This window comes from Xanthomonas sp. WHRI 8393, from assembly GCF_040203315.1.
Classification (GTDB): Bacteria; Pseudomonadota; Gammaproteobacteria; order Xanthomonadales; family Xanthomonadaceae; genus Xanthomonas; species Xanthomonas arboricola.
Window position 1 is genome coordinate 1,308,894 of the sequence record NZ_JBEGGL010000001.1, and the last position, 21,879, is coordinate 1,330,772.

22 protein-coding genes, 3 tRNA genes and 1 other RNA gene are annotated in these 21,879 nt (G+C 66.7%); 17 read left to right on the forward strand and 9 right to left on the reverse strand.

Annotated elements, in window-relative coordinates:
- The first annotated feature begins 168 nt into the window (after positions 1–168).
- Together ABQ137_RS05695 and ABQ137_RS05700 are read left to right on the forward strand one after the other, a co-directional pair.
- A tRNA-Asp gene (locus tag ABQ137_RS05695) sits at positions 169–245 on the forward strand.
- A gap of 165 nt (positions 246–410) precedes the next feature.
- Complete coding sequence (locus ABQ137_RS05700; RefSeq protein WP_349781447.1) at positions 411–2,381, forward strand: peptidyl-prolyl cis-trans isomerase; 1,971 nt, start codon at positions 411–413, stop codon at positions 2,379–2,381.
- Between the two features lie 643 nt (positions 2,382–3,024).
- Here ABQ137_RS05700 and ABQ137_RS05705 read toward each other — a convergent pair.
- A complete protein-coding gene (locus ABQ137_RS05705) occupies positions 3,025–4,209 on the reverse strand; it encodes a lytic transglycosylase domain-containing protein (RefSeq protein WP_046341927.1) in 1,185 nt (394 codons plus the stop codon).
- Positions 4,206–4,973: a hydroxyacylglutathione hydrolase gene (gene gloB / locus ABQ137_RS05710; RefSeq protein WP_184516353.1), complete on the reverse strand. Its 768-nt coding sequence runs from the start codon at positions 4,971–4,973 to the stop codon at positions 4,206–4,208. Before gloB ends, ABQ137_RS05705 begins: the two co-directional genes overlap by 4 nt.
- A 12-nt stretch (positions 4,974–4,985) precedes the next feature.
- Here gloB and ABQ137_RS05715 point away from each other — a divergent pair, with 12 nt between their 5' ends.
- Genes ABQ137_RS05715 through dnaQ form a run of 3 tightly spaced genes read left to right on the forward strand, consistent with a single transcriptional unit; the run spans position 4,986 to position 6,880 of the window.
- A complete protein-coding gene (locus ABQ137_RS05715; RefSeq protein WP_184516356.1) occupies positions 4,986–5,642 on the forward strand; it encodes a hypothetical protein in 657 nt (218 codons plus the stop codon).
- Between the two features lie 31 nt (positions 5,643–5,673).
- Positions 5,674–6,126, forward strand: coding sequence for a ribonuclease HI (gene rnhA, locus ABQ137_RS05720; RefSeq protein ID WP_024938428.1), 453 nt, complete (start codon positions 5,674–5,676; stop codon positions 6,124–6,126).
- A gap of 19 nt (positions 6,127–6,145) precedes the next feature.
- Entirely contained in the window at positions 6,146–6,880 is a 735-nt protein-coding gene (dnaQ, locus tag ABQ137_RS05725) for a DNA polymerase III subunit epsilon (protein WP_024938429.1), read from the forward strand.
- 602 nt (positions 6,881–7,482) lie between these two features.
- Here dnaQ and ABQ137_RS05730 read toward each other — a convergent pair.
- Positions 7,483–8,187, reverse strand: a complete 705-nt coding sequence (locus tag ABQ137_RS05730; RefSeq protein ID WP_024938430.1) for a PP2C family protein-serine/threonine phosphatase — start codon at positions 8,185–8,187, stop codon at positions 7,483–7,485.
- 197 nt (positions 8,188–8,384) lie between these two features.
- On the opposite strand from ABQ137_RS05730, the gene ABQ137_RS05735 reads away from it, so the two are divergent.
- Both ABQ137_RS05735 and ABQ137_RS05740 read left to right on the forward strand, forming a co-directional pair.
- Positions 8,385–8,475: transfer RNA gene (locus tag ABQ137_RS05735), tRNA-Ser, on the forward strand.
- 99 nt (positions 8,476–8,574) lie between these two features.
- Complete coding sequence (locus ABQ137_RS05740) at positions 8,575–8,979, forward strand: DUF6165 family protein (protein ID WP_039530440.1); 405 nt, start codon at positions 8,575–8,577, stop codon at positions 8,977–8,979.
- A 237-nt stretch (positions 8,980–9,216) separates the two neighbouring features.
- Here the strand turns inward: ABQ137_RS05740 and ABQ137_RS05745 are convergent, their stop codons facing one another.
- Positions 9,217–10,266 (reverse strand): glycosyltransferase family 9 protein, encoded by a 1,050-nt coding sequence (locus ABQ137_RS05745; RefSeq protein ID WP_349781451.1) that lies wholly within the window; start codon positions 10,264–10,266, stop codon positions 9,217–9,219.
- 20 nt (positions 10,267–10,286) lie between these two features.
- Between ABQ137_RS05745 and ABQ137_RS05750 the strand changes: the two genes are divergently transcribed.
- The 6 genes from ABQ137_RS05750 to ABQ137_RS05775 all read left to right on the forward strand — a co-directional run bounded on the left by ABQ137_RS05750 (position 10,287) and on the right by ABQ137_RS05775 (position 14,078).
- Entirely contained in the window at positions 10,287–11,036 is a 750-nt protein-coding gene (locus ABQ137_RS05750) for a 3-deoxy-D-manno-octulosonic acid kinase (RefSeq protein ID WP_024938433.1), read from the forward strand.
- Positions 11,036–11,785 (forward strand): MBL fold metallo-hydrolase, encoded by a 750-nt coding sequence (locus ABQ137_RS05755; protein WP_349781454.1) that lies wholly within the window; start codon positions 11,036–11,038, stop codon positions 11,783–11,785. The genes ABQ137_RS05750 and ABQ137_RS05755 overlap by 1 nt, the downstream gene beginning before the upstream one ends.
- On the forward strand, positions 11,785–12,816 hold the full coding sequence (moaA, locus tag ABQ137_RS05760; protein WP_024938435.1) for a GTP 3',8-cyclase MoaA: 1,032 nt from the start codon (positions 11,785–11,787) through the stop codon (positions 12,814–12,816). Before ABQ137_RS05755 ends, moaA begins: the two co-directional genes overlap by 1 nt.
- Before the next feature lie 76 nt (positions 12,817–12,892).
- Positions 12,893–13,390: a cyclic pyranopterin monophosphate synthase MoaC gene (gene moaC / locus ABQ137_RS05765; RefSeq protein ID WP_024938436.1), complete on the forward strand. Its 498-nt coding sequence runs from the start codon at positions 12,893–12,895 to the stop codon at positions 13,388–13,390.
- The gene (locus ABQ137_RS05770; protein ID WP_184379686.1) at positions 13,387–13,632 is read left to right on the forward strand and encodes a MoaD/ThiS family protein; all 246 of its coding nucleotides are present in this window, start codon (positions 13,387–13,389) and stop codon (positions 13,630–13,632) included. Before moaC ends, ABQ137_RS05770 begins: the two co-directional genes overlap by 4 nt.
- Positions 13,629–14,078 (forward strand): molybdenum cofactor biosynthesis protein MoaE, encoded by a 450-nt coding sequence (locus ABQ137_RS05775; protein WP_184379688.1) that lies wholly within the window; start codon positions 13,629–13,631, stop codon positions 14,076–14,078. The genes ABQ137_RS05770 and ABQ137_RS05775 overlap by 4 nt, the downstream gene beginning before the upstream one ends.
- Before the next feature lie 248 nt (positions 14,079–14,326).
- Here the strand turns inward: ABQ137_RS05775 and ffs are convergent.
- An RNA gene (ffs, locus tag ABQ137_RS05780) (signal recognition particle sRNA small type) lies at positions 14,327–14,423 on the reverse strand.
- 69 nt (positions 14,424–14,492) lie between these two features.
- Positions 14,493–14,585: transfer RNA gene (locus ABQ137_RS05785), tRNA-Ser, on the reverse strand.
- 235 nt (positions 14,586–14,820) lie between these two features.
- Here ABQ137_RS05785 and dnaX point away from each other — a divergent pair.
- The 4 genes from dnaX to ABQ137_RS05805 all read left to right on the forward strand — a co-directional run bounded on the left by dnaX (position 14,821) and on the right by ABQ137_RS05805 (position 18,334).
- The gene (gene dnaX, locus ABQ137_RS05790) at positions 14,821–16,857 is read left to right on the forward strand and encodes a DNA polymerase III subunit gamma/tau (protein WP_184379690.1); all 2,037 of its coding nucleotides are present in this window, start codon (positions 14,821–14,823) and stop codon (positions 16,855–16,857) included.
- A gap of 6 nt (positions 16,858–16,863) precedes the next feature.
- Positions 16,864–17,184, forward strand: coding sequence for a YbaB/EbfC family nucleoid-associated protein (locus ABQ137_RS05795; RefSeq protein ID WP_005913896.1), 321 nt, complete (start codon positions 16,864–16,866; stop codon positions 17,182–17,184).
- Between the two features lie 100 nt (positions 17,185–17,284).
- On the forward strand, positions 17,285–17,878 hold the full coding sequence (gene recR / locus ABQ137_RS05800; protein WP_016902529.1) for a recombination mediator RecR: 594 nt from the start codon (positions 17,285–17,287) through the stop codon (positions 17,876–17,878).
- A 105-nt stretch (positions 17,879–17,983) separates the two neighbouring features.
- Entirely contained in the window at positions 17,984–18,334 is a 351-nt protein-coding gene (locus tag ABQ137_RS05805; RefSeq protein ID WP_016902528.1) for a histidine triad nucleotide-binding protein, read from the forward strand.
- A 111-nt stretch (positions 18,335–18,445) separates the two neighbouring features.
- Here the strand turns inward: ABQ137_RS05805 and ABQ137_RS05810 are convergent, their stop codons facing one another.
- Genes ABQ137_RS05810 through ABQ137_RS05820 form a run of 3 tightly spaced genes read right to left on the reverse strand, consistent with a single transcriptional unit; the run spans position 18,446 to position 21,877 of the window.
- The gene (locus ABQ137_RS05810; RefSeq protein ID WP_024938444.1) at positions 18,446–18,979 is read right to left on the reverse strand and encodes a Slp family lipoprotein; all 534 of its coding nucleotides are present in this window, start codon (positions 18,977–18,979) and stop codon (positions 18,446–18,448) included.
- Positions 18,976–20,928 (reverse strand): transglutaminase TgpA family protein, encoded by a 1,953-nt coding sequence (locus ABQ137_RS05815; protein ID WP_349781459.1) that lies wholly within the window; start codon positions 20,926–20,928, stop codon positions 18,976–18,978. The genes ABQ137_RS05810 and ABQ137_RS05815 overlap by 4 nt, the downstream gene beginning before the upstream one ends.
- Positions 20,921–21,877: a DUF58 domain-containing protein gene (locus ABQ137_RS05820; protein WP_039515942.1), complete on the reverse strand. Its 957-nt coding sequence runs from the start codon at positions 21,875–21,877 to the stop codon at positions 20,921–20,923. Before ABQ137_RS05820 ends, ABQ137_RS05815 begins: the two co-directional genes overlap by 8 nt.
- Positions 21,878–21,879 lie beyond the last annotated feature (2 nt).

A 21,879-nucleotide genomic window follows, 5' to 3' on the forward strand; every position in this document is an offset into this window, starting at 1 on the left:
CGGTAGTTCAGCTGGTTAGAATGCTGGCCTGTCACGCCGGAGGTCGCGGGTTCGAGTCCCGTCCGCTCCGCCAGTTATACCGAAGCCCCTGAGCGATTGGGGGCTTCGTTTTCTCCACCGGATTCGCATTGCGGAAATGGTGGAGAAGCAGCAGTCCAAGTTTAAAGCGGAGCGGTAGTTCAGCTGGTTAGAATGCTGGCCTGTCACGCCGGAGGTCGCGGGTTCGAGTCCCGTCCGCTCCGCCAGTTATACAAAGCCCTCGGCTCCGTGCCGGGGGCTTTTTTTTGGCCGCTATGGCGGCAATTGCGCGCCGAAAGCCATGTCGGATCCGGTGCGGTGCGGGATTGGGCTGGGTGCCCGGCGTCAGGCGCGTTACACTGCGCGGCTCGCCCACAGGCCGTGATTTGCCAATGCTGCAGAAACTTCGCGACAAGACGTCAGGCTGGATCGCTACCGCCATCCTGGGGTTGCTGATGATTCCGTTCCTGTTCGTCATCGACAACAGCTACCTCGGCGGCATTGGCGCCAATAATGTGGCCAAGGTGCAGGCACCGCCGACATGGTGGAAATCGGCGCCGTCGTGGTGGCCGGTTTCGCTGCTGTGGCAGCACCATGAAATCAGTACGCAGGATTTCCGCGCCCGCTTCGAGCAGGCGCGCATGCAGGAGCGGCAGCGCCAGGGCGAGAATTTCGATCCGCGCACGTTCGAATCCCGCGAAAACAAATTGCAGGTGCTCGACCAGTTGGTCGACGAGCAAGTGGTGCGTCTGGGGGCCGAAGATGCCGGCATCGTGATCGGCGATGCGACGGTGCGCGATTACATCGCCGGCATTCAGGCATTCCAGGTCGACGGCAAATTCAGCCCCGACCAGTACCGCGCTGCACTTGCGCAGGGCACGCCACCGCGCACGCCGGCGCAGTTCGATGCGTTGGTGCGCGACAGCCTGCAGCAGTCGGTGATTCCGCAGGCGATTGCCGAGTCGGGCTTTGCGACCAAGGCCGAGTTCGAGCGCTTGCTCAAGCTGATGGGCGAAACGCGTGACGTGCAGCTGGCCATGCTGCCGCCACCGGCCGCCGATACGGCGCCGGTCAGCGATGCACAGATCAAGCAGTGGTACGACGGGCATACCCAGGATTTCCGTCAGCCGGAGACGGTGACGATCGAGTATGTCGAACTCGATGCCGCCAAGTTGCCGCCGGCAACCGCCGCTGACGAGGCGACGCTGCGCAAGCGCTACGACGAAGAGAAGGCGCGTTTTGTCGAGCCGGACCAGCGTCTGGCGTCGCACATCCTGATCACCGCCGGTAGCGATCCTGCCGCGCAGAAAGCCGCCGAGGAGAAAGCGGCCAAGCTGGCTGCGGAAGCCAAGCAGCCCGGCGCCGATTTTGCCGCGTTGGCCAAAGCCAATTCGCAAGACCCTGGTTCCAAGGGCGCTGGTGGCGATCTTGGCTGGGTCGAGAAGGGCACGATGGTCAAGCCGTTTGAAGATGCCTTGTTCTCGATGAAGGCTGGCGAGGTGGTCGGCCCGATCAAGAGCGAGTTCGGTTACCACGTGATCCAGCTGCGCGAGGTCAAGGGCGGCCAGGGCAAGTCGTTCGAGCAGGTGCGCGATCAGCTCGCCGCCGAGCAGCTCAAGGCCGATGCCGACAAGGCATTTACGGATGTGAGCGGCAGGCTGGTGGATCAGGTCTACAAGAATCCCACCGCGCTGGAGCCGGCAGCCAAGCAGGTCGGTCTGCCGGTGCAGACACTGGGTCCGTTCTCGCGCGCCGATGCGAGCGGTATTGCGGCCAATCCGGCGGTGCTGCGTTCGGCATTCTCCGAAACGCTGGTGCAGGACGGCACGGTGAGCGATCCGATCACCATCGGTCCGAACCACAGCGTGGTGTTGCGTGTGACCAACCACACCGCCGAGGCGGCCCTGCCGTTGGACAAGGTGCGCGAGAAGGTGATGGCCGCCGTCCGCGCGGACCGCACCGAGAAGGCCGCCGCAGCGGCTGCCGACGCGTTGCTGGCACGTGTGCAGAAAGGCGAGACCCTGCAGGCGCTGGCCGCCAGCGAGAAGTTGCAGGTGCAGCCGATCCCGGGCTTGCCGCGCACCGCGCCGATTCCGACGCCGGCGGCAAACCGCGCCATCTTCAGCGCGCCGCGTCCGACCGACGGCAAGCCGTCGGTGGGCAAGGTGGAGCTGGATGGCGGGCGCTTTGCGGTGTTTGTCATCAGCAAGGCGACCCCGGGCGACCTGAAGCAGATGCCGGCCGAGCAGGAGACCATGCTGCGCGAGCAGCTGAGCCAGATCGACGGCAACAATGCGGCGCAGGCGTACGTCAAGGAAATGCGCAAGCGCTACAAGATCCAGATCGAAGAGGCGCAGCTGTAACCGCTGCTGTTCGACTGGTGGAGAAAGAGCCCGGGGAACCGGGCTTTTTCTTTGGCCGATGCCGTCGTGGGCAGGTGCCAGCGTTCGTGTGGAGTATCCCGCCGCTGGCGCTGCGGCGAGTCTGTGGTTGCGTGGACCAGGCACTGCGATGGCCCGCCGCAACTGATCTGGCGTCGTGCGCATTGCCATCCGTTTGGGATAGGTCTGCCGGGGTTGCGGATTTCGCGCGTCAGGATTGCAGGCGTGCGGTTGCGAAGACGTGCGTCATTCAACGTGCTGATCTGCCGAGCCAATCTGCCAGGCCAGAAAAGCCAGCGTCGGGTTGCGCGTTTGGTGCGCCTACGGGTGGCTACATGGCGGTTGGCGGCAGGCGCTGCGGGCGCGCTCATCAACTGCGATGTCGGTCGGCTTGCAACGATAGCGGGCCAATCGGCTGCGAGTACGCCCGTTTCCGATTCCACCCGTGTCCGATTCCATACGGCGTCGCTAGCAGCGCACGCAAAAGGTAAGTGTCAGGCTCTCTCTTCGCATCCGACCTACGCCTGCGCAGCGCGGCGCTCAACTTCCCCGTGCAAGGTCGACGAGAAGCATGCCGCTGCAGTGTCAGCGGCGCCGGAACGGCGCAGGACGCAGGCGGCTTAGGTCAGGGTGTGTCTTCGAACGACAACACCATGCCGGGCTTCAGCACGGCACGCTTGTCCAGGCCATTGCTGGTCAGCAGTGTCGTGACTGTCACGCCATAGCGGCGTGCGATGGCCCAGGCGGATTCGCCGTTGCGGACCGTATGCGTGGTGCGCGCCTGTGGCCTGGAGGCATCCGTCGTCGCGGCGGCAACGACCGTGGGAGCGGCAGCGCTGTTGTCCGCAGTGCTGCCCGTGTCGGCAGATGCGACCGCGGCACCTGTCGCACCTGGCTGCGCAGGGGCGATCGGGGCGAGCACATGCACGCCCCGCGGTGCGGCGCGCGCGCTGGCCAGCGCCGGATTCAGCCGGGCCAGCAGCTGCGGCTCGATGTCGCGTTGTCCGGCAAAGGCGTTGAGACTGGTGCCGGCCGGCAATGCATGTTCGGTGAGTACCGGTACCGGGCGGTCGAGCGAGGTCAGCAGATTGCCCTGCTGCTGCGCATGGTCCAGCACACAGGCGAGCGCGTGCAGCTTTTCCACGTACTCGTAGGTGACCTTGGACATGCCGGGCAATTCGGACGGGCGAGCGTTCTGCGCGTTCATGCCGGCCGTGCGCATGGCCTGCAGCACGCGATACTCGCCCGCGTTGTAGGCCATCAGCGCCAGGCGCCAATCGCCGCCGAACATGCCATACAGCGTCTTGAGATAACGCACCGCCGCCGTGGTGGAGTCCACTGCCGAGAGGCGTCCGTCGTATTGCGCGCCAACCGGCACATGGTGATTGCGCGCAGTGGTGGCGATGAACTGCCAGAGGCCGGCGGGGCCACTGCCGTTGCGGGCGCCCGGGCGATAACCGCTCTCGACGAACGGAATCAGCGCAAATTCGGTCGGCATGTCGGCTTCGCGCAATTCATCGACCACGTAGCCGAACAGCGGCAAGACATCCTGTGCGTCGTCTGCCAGACGGGCCGGCGCGCGCGAAAAATGTTGTTCCCAGCGGGTATCGCTATGTTCGCTGTCGCAGCCAGGATCGGCGCGACCGTCCAGAAACGACGAAAAGATCTCCCGACCGTTGCGCACCTGGGGCGTGGCGGTCTGGGCGATCGAGCTCTCTGCGGGTTTGGAGCGGCTTGCGTCGTTGGACGATGCGGCTGCGGGTGCGATGACCGCCGATGCGGTCAGCACTGCCAGAAGCAGGCGCCTCATGCGCGAAATTCGTCTTTCCAGCGCCGAAGTTCGGCGAAAACGTCAACTTCAGAGGAGATTGCCCCACCTGCGCGAGATGCCACGGCAGCGCGGATTTCGGGACTGCTGATGCGTAAGAACGGATTGGTGGCCAGTTCACTCTTGAGCGAAATCGGCAGGGTAGGACGGGCTGCATGACGCATGGCCTGGGCTTCCTGTTGACGGCGCTGCAAGGCAGCGTTGGTGGGATCGACGTGCAGCGCAAAAGCCGCATTGGCCAGGGTGTATTCATGGCCGCAACACACGAGCGTTTCGCCAGGCAGGGAGGCCAGGCGCTGTAGCGCGTCGAACATCTGAGGAGCGGTACCTTCGAACATCCGCCCACAGCCTAGGCTGAACAGGGTATCACCGCTGAACAGATGGCGGTCAGTGACGAAGGCGATATGGCTGCGGGTATGGCCGGGCACTTCCAGCACATCGAAGCTGTTTCCAAGCAGGCTCAAGCGATCACCCTGGCCCACCCGGTGGGCGTCTGCCGGGATGCGTTGGTCGGCCGGACCGTACAGCGCAAGGTCCGGCCAACGCTGCTGCAGCGCTGCCACGCCGCCAATGTGGTCGGCATGGTGGTGGGTCAGCAGGACGGCGCTGGGGCTGAAGCCTTCGCGCTCTGCGGCGGCGAACACCGGCTCGGCTTGGCCCGGATCGACGATGACTGCGCGGCCATCGCTGGCGACCAGCGCCCAGATGTAGTTGTCGTCGAATGCGGGCAGGGCGGTCAGTCGCATAGAATTGGGACCATGCCTGCCACGCCATTCTCCCGTCAAGCTGGCGTCTCATCCTGGTTTGAAACAGGTGCAGGGCGCAGCCTGCTCCTGCTGGAGCGCAAATTGGCGCTTGCGGCGTTGCAAACGCGTCCCTCGCAGCCCTGGTTGTGGCTGACGCCGACGCCCGAGCTGCCGCCGCGCGAGCTGCTGCAGGGGCGCGGGCTGCGGCTGACTCGCAGCGCTGGCCGCTTTGCGGGCGATGCGCGTTGCGCCATGCCGTTTCCGTTGCCGACCGAAAGCCTGCAGGCCATCGTGGTGCAGCATGCGGTGGTGGGCGGCGCGGCGGAATTCCTGGCCGAATGCGAGCGGTTGCTGATGCCGGGCGGGCGGCTATGGCTGTTCACGCTCAATCCGCTGAGCCCGTACCGCTTTCGCTGGGCGCGGCGCGGTCCGGTGGCGCTGCGGCCGGATCGCTGGCGGCTGCTGGCGCAGCGTGCGGGGCTGCAATGCGTGGAGACCGAGCGCTACCTGGGGCCGATCTGGCGCGCCGGGCGTGGCGTTACCGGCACCGATCGCGCACCCTGGCGCGCGGTGTATCTGCTCGAAGTGGAAAAGCGCGCCGCCGCTTCGATCGGGCCGACCCCGATCGCGATGCCCTCGCGCTGGCCGCAGCCTGTAGCCACGATCTGACGACCGACCACTTTCCAAATACCAGAAGCTGATGAAATCCATTGAAGTGCATACCGACGGCTCCTGCCTCGGCAATCCCGGGCCGGGCGGTTGGGCGGCCCTGTTGCGTTACAACGGCCGCGAGAAGGAATTGTCCGGCGGCGAAGCCACATCCACCAACAACCGCATGGAGTTGATGGCGGCAATCATGGCGCTGGAAACGCTCACCGAGCCATGCCAGATCGTGCTGCATACCGACTCGCAATACGTGCGCCAGGGCATCACCGAGTGGATGTCCGGCTGGGTGCGCCGCGGTTGGAAAACCGCCGGCGGCGACCCGGTCAAGAACCGTGAACTGTGGGAGCGCCTGCATGCAGCCACGCAACGCCACAGCATCGATTGGCGCTGGGTGAAAGGCCACAATGGTGACCCGGACAACGAGCGCGTCGACGTACTCGCCCGCAATCAGGCCATCGCCCAGCGCGGCGGCAGCGCAACCGCGTAAGCAATCAGCAAGAGGATTCATGCGTCAGATCATTCTCGATACCGAAACCACCGGCCTGGAATGGCGCAAGGGCAACCGCGTCGTCGAAATCGGTGCGGTGGAGCTGCTGGAGCGGCGCCCGAGCGGCAACAACTTCCATCGCTACCTGAAGCCCGATTGCGATTTCGAGCCGGGTGCGCAGGAAGTGACCGGGTTGACGCTGGAGTTCCTGGCCGACAAGCCGCTGTTTGCCGATGTGGTCGAGGAGTTCCTGGCCTACATCGACGGCGCGGAGCTGATCATCCACAACGCCGCGTTCGATCTGGGCTTCCTGGACAACGAGCTGTCGCTGCTGGGCGACAACTACGGCCGTATCGTCGAGCGCGCCACCGTGGTGGATACCCTGATGATGGCGCGCGAGCGCTATCCAGGGCAGCGCAACTCGCTGGATGCCTTGTGCAAGCGCCTGGGCGTGGACAACTCGCATCGCCAGTTGCATGGCGCCTTGCTCGATGCGCAGATCCTGGCCGATGTGTACATCGCGCTGACCTCGGGCCAGGAAGAGATCGGCTTTGCCAGCGCCGATACTGGCCAGCGCAGCGAGCATGGCGAGGGCATGATCACCTTCGATCCGGCGCTGCTGTTGCCGCGCGCGCGGGTGGTGGTGACCGCGTCGGAGTCGCAGGCGCATGAGGCGCGCCTGGCGTACCTGCGCAAGAAGGCCGGGCGCGCGCTGTGGGATGCGCCGGTTGAAGAGGTGGCTGCTGCCGGGTAGTGCGGCTGTCGGCAAGGGGTGTCCGGCTGTCGCGCGGCGTGGCGATGTGGTGGGAGTGCAGTGCGCCGCTGAGGCCTGGCGGTTCTGGGCGCGAATAGTGCGCACATGATGGCTGCCGTGCGGGTTCGATGCCCGTGCTTTGCGCGGCTAACAGCTACTTCAATCCGGTCTATTGCGGAGCGATGAACTTGCTCTTGGCTGCAGGCCGGTGATCTGCGGCCTGGGTGCAGGGCCCTTGCCCGCCCACCATCGCGGGACACGCCGCAAATACGTCCATGTAGGCGCTTACGCGGCATCCATGCCGCGTAAGGTCCCGCGACGGTGGGCGGGCAAGGACCCGTCGAGATTGTCGGTGTGCATGGTGTTCAACCAGGTAGCCGACTCCTGCTCTGGTGCAGCGCTCTTGCCGGTTCCGGGCCCCTGGGCGGCCTGGATGCTGCCAGCGAGTCTTCAGGGCTAGATTGACGGCGTGATTCGCAGGCGGTGAGGACAACGCACCCTTGACCGACCAGGCGCTTGTCTGCCTTCAACCAGATGCGGGCCAACAACACCCTTGCGCTCACACCGCCAGCCGGGCGCTCGCTAGGTCTTGTTGGCCGCTTTCAGTAGCTGCGCACCAGGATCGCAGTGATGTTGTCCGAGCCGCCGCCATCGAGTGCGGCGGCGACCAGGCATTCGACACATTCCTGCGCGCTGCAATCGGCCTGCGACAGAGTCGCGGCGATCGCGGCATCATCGACTTCTTCGGTAAGGCCGTCGCTGCACAGCAGCAGCTGCATGCCGGATTTGAGTTCGCCCTGCATGGTGGCGACATTGAGGTGGACCGGATCGGTGACGCCCAGCGCCTGGGTCACCACGTTGCGATGCGGATGCGCGCGTGCCTGCTCGCTGGTCAGCGTGCCCTGGGCGATCAGTTCCTGCACATAGCTATGGTCCTGGCTCAGTTGCGCCAGCCGGCCGTCGCGCCACAGATATGCGCGGCTGTCGCCGACCCAGGCCACTTCGAAGCGCTGGCCCAGCACGCGCGCAGCGACGACAGTGGTGCCCATCGGCAAGGTGTCGTTGCAGCGACGCGAGGTCTTGATGATCTCTTCGTCGGCGATGCGTACCGCCTGGGCCAGCGGGGTGCCGGCGCGCACCTCGCGCACGATGGTTTCGCGCGCCAGGGCGCTGGCCACCTCGCCGCAGGCATGCCCACCCATGCCATCGGCCACCAGCCACAGCCCCAGCTCGCTGTCGCCGTAGTACGTGTCCTCGTTGAGGTCACGGCGCAGGCCGACATGGGTAAGGTGTCCGAATTCGAGCATGGGGGCGGGTCGCCAAGGAAGGAGGTGCGTGACCATCATCGCGGCGCGGCCGGCCCGCAGCAACACGCCGATCGCCGGTGCCGCAGGGCGGGTTCACGCCCGGACCTTCGATCGTGCCGGCGATGCCGGCCCGGGCCGCTTGTAGCTGGGCGCCGGTGCCCGTATGATGCACGGCCCCGGGACACTGGGGACCATCTGGAGAGGTGGCAGAGCGGTTGAATGTACCTGACTCGAAATCAGGCAGGCGTTTATAGCGCCTCGGGGGTTCGAATCCCCCCCTCTCCGCCAGATTCGCATCAGCCCCCGCAAGGGGGCTTTTGTTTATGTGTCGCCGCCGCGCGCTGCTGCGCTGGCTACAATCCGCCCGATATCCGTTGGAGGCCTGTCATGTCCGAGATCCTGGTGCCCGTGTCCTTTGGTGAGCTGCTCGACAAGATCGCGATCCTGCAGATCAAGTCCGAGCGCATGAGCGACCCCGTCAAGCTGGCCAACGTGCGCAGCGAGCTGTCCGCGCTGGAGACCAGCTGGATGGCGCATCCGGCCGCCGGTCACGACATCGTGCGTCTGCGTGCGGCGCTCAAGGCCGTCAACGAGCGGCTGTGGGTGATCGAGGACGACATCCGGCTCAAGGAGCAGGCGCAGACCTTCGACGACAGCTTCGTGCAGCTGGCGCGCAGCGTCTATATCGAAAACGACGAACGCGCGCGCATCAAGAAAGAGATCAACCTGGCGCTGGGTTCGTCGTACGTGGAAGAGAAGTCGTACCAGGACTACCGCGCTAGCGGTGTCTGAGAGCCGCTGATTGCAGGTCTGCGTAACCGACTCACGTGGTGGTCGGTGGGTGCGCGGCGCTTTCTGGTGCGCCGCCACACTTCGAGTCGGCCGGCACCGCGGTGATTGGCTGCCGCGCACGTGAGCCGGCGGTGTTTGGCTCTTGTTTCCTGGCTGTCCTGGGCGTCTGCACCGCGGCGCAGCGCGCAGCTGCGCAGCGATTGAACGCCTGTTCGAGTGCCGATCCGACGCCGATTCTCAGCGCGGATGATCGCTGCGATAACGCTCGAATGCGGCGATCGCATCGTCCACGGTGATCAGCGCCATCACCTGGTCGAACTCGATCTTGGTGCCCCATTTCAGCTGGTCGGCCGGCTTGCTCAGGTATTTGCGGGCGGCTGCGTCATAACGGTCCACGCAGTAGCGCACGTCCGAGTACGGGCCGCTGCGCAGCGGGTTGCTGGCCGCATGCAGGCCGAGCACCTTGGTGCCCATCGCGTTGGCGATGTGCATCGGCCCGGAATCGGGGGTGACCACCAGCTCTGCGCGGGCGAGCAGGGCGGGGAGTTGTTTGAGCGTGTCCTTGCCGACCAGGTCCAGCAACGGCGTGCGCGCGGCTGCGACGATGGCATCGGCGGTGCTGCGTTCCAGCTCGCTACGGCCACCGCACAGCACGACCCGCCAGCCTTGCGCTGCAGCGTGGTCGGCCAGCGCGGCATGGCGGTCGGGATACCAGTTGCGGCGTGCGTGGCTGGAGCACGGCGAAATCATCAGCACCGGGCGGCCATCGTCGTCCCATTGCGCGCGTGCCCAGCGATGCGCCTCGTCGGGAACCGGCAAGTCCCAGCGCACCTGGGTCTGGGTCAGGCCGAGTGGCTGCGCGAAGCTGCCGATGGCGTCGAGCACGTGGATGCCGGGGCGGTCGGCGATGCGCTCGTTGACGAACAGGCCGTGCAGGTCCTTGGAACGGCTGCGGTCATAGCCGATCCGCCGCCGCGCCGGCACGAAGGCCGACAGCACATTGGCGCGCAAGGCCACCTGCATCTGCAGCAGCGCATCGAAGCGACCCAATGGCGCCAGCGAGCGGCGGAGCGCGCGCATGCCGGCCACGCCGGTGCGCTTGTCGTAGGCATGGAACTGCACGCCAGGCAGGCCGTCGAGCAATTTCAGCCCGGCCTTGTCGATGATCCAGTGCAGCTGGCTTGCCGGAAACCCCGCCTGCAAGGTGCGCACCAGCGGCACCACGTGGGTGACGTCACCCAGGGCGGACAGGCGCAGCAGGCATAACGAGGCGGGCGTAGAAGCCATGGTGTTGTTAGACTCGATAGATGGTTTCTTTCGACGCCACTGAAGCGCTGGCGCCGTACCGCGAAGGCCGCGGCTATGGCGCCATTCTGTTCGACCGCGAACGGCTGCGGCAAGCCGATGCCGGGCTGTTTTCGCCGCAACGCTGGGGTGACAGGGCACGGCCGGTCGACGAAGGCGGACGGGGTGGGGCGTGGTTCGTGGATGCGCCGTTCGGTCACAGCGTGTTGCGGCAGTACCTGCGCGGCGGCATGGCCGCGCGCGTGAGCCGCGATCACTATCTGTGGAAGGGCGCCGGGCGCACGCGCAGCTTTGCCGAGTTCCGGCTGATGCGCGAACTGCTCAAGCGCAAGTTGCCGGTGCCGCGCCCGTTGGCGGCCTGTTATCTGCGCGAGGGGCTGAGTTATCGCGCTGCATTGTTGATGGAGCGCCTGGAGAACGTGCGCTCGCTCGCCGATCATGCGCAGGTCGCCGGGCGCGGTGCGCCGTGGGAAGAAACCGGGCGGCTGATCGCGCGCTTTCATCGCGCCGGCCTGGATCATGCCGATCTCAACGCGCACAACATCCTGTTCGATGCCGGCGGGCATGGCTGGTTGATCGATTTCGACCGCGGCGTGTTGCGCATTCCGGCCACGCGTTGGCGCGAACGCAATCTCAAGCGCCTGCATCGCTCGCTGCTGAAATTGCGCGGCAACCGCAGCCGCGAAGAGGTCGACAAGGATTACGAGCGCCTGCATCGCGCGTACGAACTGGCCTGGGGCCGGGGCTACTGATGAACTGGGCATTGCGGGTGCAAGGGGTCGGCAATGCGTCGGCGGTGGCGCTCGGTTCGCCGATGGCCACCATCGAGCGCGCCGGCGCGCCGTGGCTGACCATCGATTGCGGCAGCGAAGGGCTGACTACCTACCAGGCACAGTACGGTCATCTGCCGCAGGCGGTCTTCATCACCCATGTGCACCTGGACCACGTCGGCGGGCTGGAACGGCTGTTCGTGGACAGCTATTTCTCCCAACGCCGCGGCCGCACGCGCCTGTACGTGCCGGCGCCGGTGGTGCCGTTGCTGCAGCGGCGGATCGCCGACTACCCCAACGTGCTGGCCGAGGGCGGCGCGAACTTCTGGGATGCCTTCCAGCTGGTGCCGGTCGGCGACGCGTTCTGGCACGACGGGGTGCGGCTGGAAGTGTTCCCGGCGCGCCACCACTGGCCGGAGACCGCCTACGGGCTGCGGCTGAAGGGGGCGCTGGTCTGGAGTGGCGACACCCGGCCGATCCCGGAAATGCTGGCCCGTTATGCCGATGACAGCGAGCTCATCGCGCATGACTGCGGCGTTCACGGCAACCCGTCGCATACTGGGGTGGACGATTTGGAGCGGGAGTACCCGCAGGACCTGTTGAGCCGCATGCTGCTGTACCACTACGCCAGCGACGCCGACGGCGACGTGCTCCGCGCACGCGGCCATCGCGTGGCCGTGCCTGGTCAACATCTGCCGCTGGCGGAGCCGACTGCCGCCATGGTGCCCTGATGAGCGCCCTGCTGTTGCCGAACCTGACCGCCGCGCCGATGCAGGACCGCTATGGCCGGCCGCTGCGCGACCTGCGCCTGTCGGTCATCGAGGCCTGCAATTTCCGCTGCGGTTACTGCATGCCGGCCGATCGCGTGCCCGACGATTACGGATTCGATGCGCAGCAGCGCCTGAGTTTCGATCAGCTGGAAACGCTGGTGCGTGCCTTCGTCTCGGTCGGCGTCACCAAGGTGCGCCTGACCGGTGGCGAGCCGCTGTTGCGTCGCGATCTGCCCAGCCTGATTGCGCGCCTGACCACGATCGAGGGCATCGAGGATCTGGCGCTGACCACCAACGGCACCCTGCTCGCGCGTCAGGCGGTGGCGCTGCGCCAGGCCGGGCTGCGCCGGATCACGGTGAGCATGGACGCGCTGGATCCGGAGCTGTTCAGGCGCATGAGTGGCAACCGTGGCGAGATCGCGCAGGTGCTGGCCGGTATCGCCGCCGCCGAGCAGGCCGGCTTCCAGCGCCTGAAGATCAACTGCGTGGTGCAGCGCGGCGTCAACGAAGATCAGGTGCTGCCCCTGGTGGAGCACTTCCGTGGCAGCGGCCATGTGCTGCGCTTCATCGAGTTCATGGATGTGGGCAGTTGCAATGGCTGGACCGCCGATGCGGTGGTGACTTCGGCGCAACTGCACGCGCGCATCCACGCGCGCTGGCCATTGCTGCCGCTGGATGCCAATTACACCGGCGAAGTGGCGCAGCGGCATGCATTTGCCGATGGCGCCGGCGAGGTGGGTTTTGTCAGTTCGGTCAGCGTGCCGTTCTGCGGCGACTGCCAGCGCGCACGCGTGTCGGCCGACGGGCAGTTGTACACCTGCCTGTTCGCCAGCCAGGGCCATGACCTCAAGCCGGCCCTGGCCGAGGGCGAGCATGGATTGTCCGAGCATCTGCGTGCGCGCTGGAGCATACGTGGCGACCGCTACAGCGAGGTGCGCGCATCGACACCGCGCCGTGGCAAGCCGGTGGAGATGTTCCTGATCGGCGGGTAAGGCACTGCTGTTCCATCCAGGCGCCCCGTTCACCGAGAATGTCGCATCCTGAGCGCCTGTCATCGTGTCGTTTCCCATGCCTGCAAAATCCCGTTCCGCACGCCTGACCCACCTGGACGATTCCGGGCTGCCCACGATGGTGGATGTCTCGGACAAGGCGGTCACCGCGCGCAGCGCCACCGCGCAAAGCCGGGTGCGTTTTCCGGCCGCCGTCGCCGCGCAGTTGCGCGCCAACGGCTTGCGCAGCGCCAAGGGCGGCATCGTGGAAACCGCGGTGATCGCCGGCACCATGGCGGTCAAACGCACGCACGAGTTGATTCCCTTCTGCCATCCGTTGCCGATCGACGCGTGTCGGTTCGAGATCGACTGGGCGGGCGAGCAGCTGCTGGACATCCGTTGCACGGTGCGCTGCGTGCATCGCACCGGTGTGGAAATGGAAGCGCTTACCGGCGCCAGCGTGGCGGCCCTGACGGTCTACGACATGTGCAAGGCGTTGTCGCACAGCATGAGCATCGGCCCGACCAGGTTGGTGTCCAAACGTGGTGGCAAGCGCGATATCGGAGCAAGCCAATGAGCACGACAGTGACGGTGCTGTATTTCGCCAGCCTGCGTGAGGCAGCAGGCATTGCCAGCGAGCAGGTGCAATCGCAGGCGCAGGACCTGCGCACGCTCTATGCCGAACTCGATACGCGCCATGGCCTGCGCTGGACACCGGCGCAGCTGCGCGTGGCAGTGGATGGCGCGTTTGCGCGCTGGGAAGACGGCGTGCGCGATGGCAGTGAAATCGTGTTTATTCCGCCGGTGTCGGGAGGTTGAGCATGAGCGAGCAGACTTCCGCCCTCTTTGCGCTTTCCGAGGTGCCTTTGCCGGTCGACAGCTTGCGCGCTGCGCTGGAACACCCGCATGCCGGCGCATTCGCCAGTTTCGAAGGCTGGGTACGCAACCACAATGAGGGCCGCAGCGTGGCCGGGCTGCGCTATGAGGCCTACGCCGCACTGGCGCAGGCCGAAGGCCAGCGCGTGCTCGACGAGGCAATGGGTCGGTTTGCCATCGTCAACGCCTACTGCGTGCACCGCGTGGGCGAGCTGAGCATCGGCGACATGGCGGTATGGGTCGGCGTCAGCGCGGCGCACCGCGGCGCCGCATTCGATGCCTGCCGCTTCATCATCGACGAGGTCAAGGCGCGCGTGCCGATCTGGAAGCACGAGCATTACCTGGAAGGCGATGCCGGCTGGCTGCATCCGGAATCGCAGACGCAGTAACGCGCTCGGGGGTCATGTGCTGCGGGAACATCAAGAGATCAGTTGGTGTCCCGCCGGTTGACCGCGCTGGAAAGCGCCCGACGCTGCGCGTATTTCCGAGCCATCGCTGCAGCCGGTGCAAATCACTGGCCAGCCTTGAGCATGGCCGCGAAGTGCCGCGTCGCAGTGGCGGCTGCACACCGTCAGCATTTACGCGCCGAATGCGTGCGGCATCTGTCGATGCGCCATCAGTCTGGGTTGGGGTGGTGTCCCCGCCGGTTGACCTCGGCGCCCGCATCAATCGATACCGTTGCTGCCTTCCGGCCCTGGCGGGATTTTCGATCTAGCGTCGCGAGGGACCGACGGGGCCACCATAAGACGTGGGTCACTGGCGTGACCCTGGATCCATGCAAACGCATTGCAGGATCATGAAACTGGCGGAGAGAGGGGGATTCGAACCCCCGAAGCGCGGTTTAGACGCTTACACACTTTCCAGGCGTGCTCCTTCAACCACTCGGACACCTCTCCGTACCTGCCGTGCGACCGGGTCGTCGGCAGGAGCGGGATTCTAGCCGCCACGGGCGCCATTAACAAGGTAAAGGATCTGCCGGTCCGGCATGACGGCGTCAGCGCAGGTGCCTGGCCGGCCGCCGACGCTGCCGGCAGTCCTCCGGTGGGTGGCAACGCCTGGGTACCACGGCCGCTGAACGAACCACTTGACGCGCCATGGCACAATATCGGTTCAGAGGAAGCTGGTTGCCCGATGTCTTATCTTGTTCTCGCCCGCAAGTGGCGCCCGAAGCGTTTTGCCGAACTCGTAGGCCAGGAACACGTGGTTCGCGCGCTCAGTAACGCGCTCGACAGTGGGCGTGTGCACCACGCATTCCTGTTTACCGGCACCCGCGGCGTGGGCAAGACCACGATTGCGCGCATTTTCGCCAAATCGCTGAACTGCGAGACCGGCACCAGTGCCGATCCGTGCGGCCAGTGCCCGGCCTGCCTGGATATCGACGCCGGCCGCTATATCGACCTGCTGGAAATCGACGCCGCGTCCAACACCGGCGTGGACGATGTGCGCGAGGTGATCGAGAACGCCCAGTACATGCCCTCGCGCGGCAAGTTCAAGGTCTATCTGATCGACGAAGTGCACATGCTCTCCAAGGCGGCGTTCAATGCGCTGCTGAAGACGCTGGAAGAGCCGCCCGAGCATGTGAAGTTCCTGCTGGCCACCACCGACCCGCAGAAGCTGCCGGTGACCGTGCTGTCGCGCTGCCTGCAGTTCAATCTCAAGCGGCTGGACGAAGACCAGATCCAGGGCCAGATGACCCGGATCCTGGCCGCCGAGCAGATCGAATCGGATCCATCGGCGATCGTGCAGCTGTCCAAGGCCGCCGACGGCTCGCTGCGCGACGGTCTGTCGCTGCTCGACCAGGCCATTGCCTATGCCGGCGGCGCGCTGCGCGAGGACGTGGTGCGCACCATGCTCGGCACGGTCGATCGCACCCAGGTCGGCGCGATGCTGCAGTCGCTGGCCGACGGCGATGGCGCGCGCCTGATGCAGGTGGTCGCCGCGCTGGCCGAGTTCTCGCCCGACTGGAGCGGCGTGCTGGAGGCGCTGGCCGAGGCCTTGCACCGCATCCAGGTGCAGCAGTTGGTGCCGTCGGTGGCATTCGTCGGCGATGGCATCGACCCGACTGCCTATGCCGCGCAGCTGCGGCCGGAAGTGGTGCAGCTGTGGTACCAGATGGCGCTCAACGGCCGTCGCGATCTGTATCTGGCGCCGAGTCCGCGCGCCGGTTTCGAGATGGCGGTGCTGCGCATGCTGGCCTTCCGCCCAGCGGCGGCAGTACCGGCTGGGGGCAGCGACGATGGACGTGGTGCCAGCGCCGGCGGTCATGCGCGTTCTTCGGCAACTGGCGTGCAGGCCGCCGCGCCGGTGGCAGCCGCACCAGCACCCGCAGCGGTGGCGAAACCGGCCGACCTGGAGGCCGCGCCTGCTGCCGTGGCTGCGGTCGCCGCGCCGGCGCCGGTCGCTGCTGCGCCCGCGCCTGTCGTGGTGCTGCCCGCTGCGCAGGCATCGACCGATAGCCGCCCATCGACAGCTCCCACGCGCAGCGACGACACGCCGCCCTGGGCAATGGACGATGCGCCGGTGCGCGCCAACACTGCCCCCGTCGCTGCGGCGACGCCCGTGCTGGCGCCGGAAGCGGCAATGGCGCCACCCGCAGCAGCCGCTGCGACGCAGCCGGCTGCGGTCGCGCCCGAAGCTGCGGTGGCAGTTGCCGTAGCGGCTGAGGTACCTGCACCTGCAGCGGCGATGATGTCGATGCCATCGGTTGCCGCACCCTCCGTATCGGCACCGGCACCGGCACAGACAACCGATCCATCGCCCCTGCTCGACAACGGCCATATCGCCGACGCCGAGCAATGGCTGGATCTGGTCACCCGCAGCGGCTTGAATGGCCCCTCGCGACAGCTCGCCGCCAATGCCGCCTTCATCGGCCATCGTGACGGCGTGCTGCGCCTGGCGCTGGCACCGGGCTTCGAATACCTCAATTCCGAGCGTTCCATCGCCAACCTTGCGCAGGCACTCGCGCCCGAGTTGGGAAATACGCCGCGCATCGTCATCGAGACCGGCAACGCCGATGTCGAGACCCTGCACGAGCGGGCCAGTCGCCAGAAAGGCGAGCGCCAGAGCGCGGCCGAAACAGCGTTCATGAACGACCCGAACGTGCAGCAGCTGATTCAGCAGCAAGGCGCGCGCGTCGTCCCCGATTCCATCCGCCCTTACGACGAGTAACGACACATGCGTGGGAACATTGCCCAATTGATGCAGCAGGCGCAGAAGATGCAGGAAAACCTGCAGCGCGCCCAGGAAGAACTGGCCAAGCTGGAAGTCACCGGCACCGCCGGCGGCGGCATGGTCAGCGTGACGCTGACCGGCGCCAAGGAGTGCCGCAAGGTCCGCATCGACCCGAGCATCCTCTCCGACCAGGAAATGGCCGAGGACCTGATCGCCGCCGCCTTCAACGACGCCTCCAACAAGATCGACGCCGAATCCAAGGACCGCATGGGCTCGGCCACTGCCGGCATGCAGCTGCCGCCGGGCATGAAGTTGCCGTTCTGAGCGAGGGGATTCGGGAGTCGGGATTGGGGATTGGCTGGAAGCGAGATCCGCTTCTGCATTTGCGAATCCCAAATCTCCAATTCCCAATCCCGGCCACCCAATGTCCTCTCTTCTCGAACAACTGATCGAGGCCTTCCGGGTATTGCCGGGTGTGGGCCAGAAATCGGCCCAGCGCATGGCCTACCACGTGCTCGAACGCGAGCGCGAGGGTGGCCGCCGCCTGGCTGCGGCGCTGGCCAATGCGGTGGAAAAGGTCGGCCATTGCGTGCAATGCCGCGACTTCACCGAGGCGGAGATCTGCGCGATCTGTGCCAGCAGCAGCCGCGACCGGCAGCAGCTGTGCGTGGTGGAATCGCCGGCCGATCGCCTGGCGATCGAACACGCCACCGGCTACCGTGGGCTGTACTTCATCCTGCAGGGCCGGCTGTCGCCGCTGGACGGCATCGGCCCGCGCGAGCTGGGCCTGGACCGGCTCGGCGAGCGTCTGGCCACCGGTGAGGTCACCGAGATGATCATCGCCACCAATGCCACCGTGGAAGGCGAGGCGACCGCGCATTACCTGGCGCAGCTTGCCCGCCAGCATGCGGTGCGCCCGAGCCGGCTCGCGCAGGGCATGCCGTTGGGCGGCGAGCTGGAATACGTCGATCGCGGCACCTTGTCGCATGCCTTTGGCACCCGGGGTGAGGTGCTTTGAGGGCGGGGATTGGGGAGGCGGGATTGGGGATTGGCAAAAGCAAAACATCACAAGCGCGCGGTAAGCTCTTGCCAATCCCTCATGACCAATCCCCAATCCCCACCCATGACCGACACCATCTTCGGCAAGATCATTCGTCGCGAAATCCCGGCCAACATCGTCTATGAAGACGACGAGGTGCTGGGCTTTCAGGACATCGCACCGCAGGCGCCGGTGCATGTGCTGTTCATTCCCAAGCAGCATGCGATTCCCACGCTGGACGATGTGCCGCCGGAGCAGGCGCTGTTGGTGGGCAGGCTCGCACTCGCTGCAGCGTCGTATGCACGCGAGCAGGGGCTGGCGCAGGACGGCTATCGCATCGTGATGAACTGCCGCGAGCATGCCGGCCAGACGGTGTTCCACATTCATCTGCATCTGCTGGCCGGCGCGCCGCTGGGACGGTTCGGCACGCCCTGACCTGGTTACACGATCGAGCGCATCAGCGCCTGTTCGAGCAGCCGTATCGCATAAGCAAAAACGCCGCTCCCTGCGAGCGGCGTTTTTGCGTGTCACTGACTCAGCGGTCGATTACCACCAGCCGCGGCCCCAGCCCCAGCCGCCGCCCCAGCGCGGGCCCCACGGGTCGCCCCACGGGCCGTACGGGTAGGCCGGCACCACATCCACCTCGCGCACGACCGGCCACAGGTAGACCACGTCGGCATTCACCTTTGGCAGCTTGTAGTCGTACTCGCCGATCTTGGTGGTTTCGTAGCCTTCGATCTTGCCGATGAAGGTCACTTCGCGGCCGGGCTCGAACACGGCCGGGTCGTAAAAGCCCGAGCGGCAAGCCAGGAAGCGGCCATCGCTGGCGTCCACGGCGTTGCGGTCCGGACGGCCACTGGCATTGAGCGGACGCGAGATCAGCTCGAAGCAGGTCTGGCCCTGCCCGGGCTTGGTCTGGATGATCTTGCCGCCCCAGCGCACCGACGTGCCGACCTGGGCGCTGGCGGTGGAATCGCTCGGACTGACCGTAGGGAACTGACCCTGCAGCGGCTTGGGCGCGGTCGCGCAGGCGGCGAGCCCGAGCACGGCGACAATGGGAAGAAGAAAGCGGGTACTCATGAGGAAGCTCCGGTTCGCGGGCGATGCTGCTGCAGATCTTTGAGGAGTGAGGCGCTGTCCGAATCAGCGCCAGCGTAGCGCGCGGCAGCGAAACGTTGGCTGAGTGCCAACAATGCCGGATTCGGGTGTGAACGGGCGACACGTTGCGCCCAGGCAATGGCCGGTTCGTGCGGTTCGCGGGCCAGGCCGAGCTTGCCGTAGCGACGGCCCAGGCGATGCCAGGCGCGCAGCAGCGGGTCGCGTTCACGCTCGCCGCGCGCCAGCAGCCAGCCCATCCACGCCAGCGCGCTGACCGCAAACATGCCGAAGATGGCGGCCAGCTGCGAGCTGTCCAGGCGATCGATGCCGAAGGGTTGCAGCAGCCGTTGCTGGCGGTCGGCGTCGAAGGACAGCACCAGATCGTTCCAGCCGCGGCGCAGCAGGTCGCTGACCTGGCCCAGGCTGGCCCACATGCCGAGCTGGGCGAAATTGTCGCCCGCGCCGACCTGCACGCGGTCTTCCAGCGTGTCGTAGATGCGTTCCGGCGCCACCGCCGCGGTGGGGTCCACGCGTACCCAGCCGCGCCCGGCCAGCCAGACTTCGGTCCAGGCATGCGCATCCATGCGCCGCACCACCCAGTAATTGCCAAAGCCGTTGTAGGTGCCGCCGGCATACCCGGTGACCACGCGCGCGGGGATGCCGGCCGCGCGCATCAGCACCACGAACGAAGAGCTGAAGTGCTCGCAGAACCCGGCCTTCTGCTGGAACAGGAATTCGTCGACGCTGTTGCGGCCCAGCAGGGGGGTATCCAGGGTGTAGGCGAAGTCGCGGGTGATCCACTGCAGCGCGCGCTGCACCACGGCATCGTCGTTGCTGCCGGCTTCCGCGCGCCATTGCCGTGCCAGCGCGAGCGTGCGTGGATTGAAGCCCGGCGGCAGGGCGAGGGCGCGCTTGCGCAACTGGTCGGGCAGGTCGGTGTCGAAGCGTGCCGGTGGCGCCGATTGCAGCTCCCAGCGGGTCAACGCACTCAATGGCCGCTGCGCGAACAGTTCGTAGTCGGGTGACAGCTCGGCATTGGCCACCGCCTGCGTGGGCAGGTCCAACGACACCAGCTGGCGACGATCGGTGGGCTCGTAGTCCAGGCGATAGCGATAGCGCTGAGGCCCGGCGGTGACCGAGGCGGGTTGGCCGCGGCCGGTCCAGCGCGCGCGCTGCCAGGTCCGGCCATCGAAGTCCCACATCACCGGCCCGCGCCAGTAGCGTTGCTGCGGTGGTGGCGCGTTGCCGGTGAACTGCACGCGCAGCGCCGGGCTGTCGTCGGCCATCAGGTCGATCCATTCGCCCGGCGACATGTTGTCCGACAGGCCGGGCCGCGACAGCGCGCGCTCGGGAACGCCCCACAGCGGCGAGCTCAGGCGCGGCAGCAGCCAGAACGTGGCCAGGGCCAGCGGCACGCCGATGGCGACAAGCTTGCCGATGCCGCGCAACTGCATCCGCAGCGCAGGCGTGGCGGTGCGGTGTTCCTCGTCGGCCAGCCGCTGCATGCTCAGCAGCGCGCTCACCACCGCCAGCAGCGCCAGCCCCATCGTCGCCGGCCCCTGGTCGAGCAGAAACGCCGCGAACGGGGCGAACAACGCAAAGCCGAGCAGGCTGCGCGCATCGCGCAAGGTGCGCAGCTCGGAGGCCTTGATCGCCAGCATCGCGGCCAGCACCGCGCAGCCGGTGTCGCGGCCGAAGCGCATGCCGATCTGCCAGTACACCGCACCCAGCATCGCCACCACCAGCAACAGCCGCACCGGTGCCATCACGGTGCCGCGCCAGCTCAGCACGCCGACCAGCACGGCGGCCACGGCAATGGTGCTGGCGAGCGGGCCGGGCAGCTGCAACAGCAACGGTGCCAGCGCCAGCCAGCTGGTGACCAGCACCCAGGCGCGGCTGGCCTGGGTGATCGGGACGGACGGCTCAGTCATGGGGAAGCAGGGCCAGGGCGCGCAGACACAGGTGATGGTGGGCCGGACCTTGTGCAGGCCCCAGCGGCGGTTGGCCCGGCAACAGCAAGCGGTAGCGCCGCCCGTCGCGCTCGGCCAGGTTGACCCAGCGGGCAAGCCGCGCGATGCGGCGCTCGTACGGCAACGCGTTCAGCGTGCGCCAGTCCAGCGTGACTTCGATGCCCAGCGGCTGCTCGTATTCGCGCACCAGCAGGCTGTCGCGGCGTGCCGAGTGCTTCCAGGAAATCGTGCGTGGCGCATCGCCGGCGCGATACGGGCGCAGTTGGTGCAGTTCCTCGCCTTGCGGGTGCAGGCGGGTCTGGTTGGGCGAACCGGCGCCCTCGGGCAATGCCGGCCCCTGTTCCTCGGGCCTGGGATAGGCCAGCAGCGGTGTCTCCGGCCAGACCCACGACCAGGCGCGCACCAGCCCCAGCGGCTGGGTGCTGGACAGGCGGATGCGTTCGATGTCCTGCCAGCCGCGCCGCTCGGTGGGCACCGGCAGGTCGACCTCGGCCATGTCGTGCTCGAGCAACGCACAGAAGCCGCTGCTGTCCAGGTGATCCAGGCGCAGCCCACGCCGTGCGCGGCTATCGCGACGTGCCAGCGACACCCGCATGCGCAACGGTTCGCCGGCAACCACCGGTTCGGCCGACACCGCCTCGACGCGCAGTGCCGACAACTGCAGGTGCGCCATGATGCTGCTGGCAATCCCGGCGGTGGCCAGCAGCAGCGCCAGCAGCAGGGCCGGGTTGTTGTTGTAGTTCAATGCGCCCAGCAGCATCGCCAGCAGCAAGGCGGTGACGAACAACCCGAAGCGCGTCGGCAGCACGTAGATGCGCCGCCGATCCAGCACGATCGGCAAGGCCTCCGCGCCCCGCGGACGCGCCAGCAGGCTGAGTCGGCGACCGATGCCGCGCACGTGCGCACGCACCT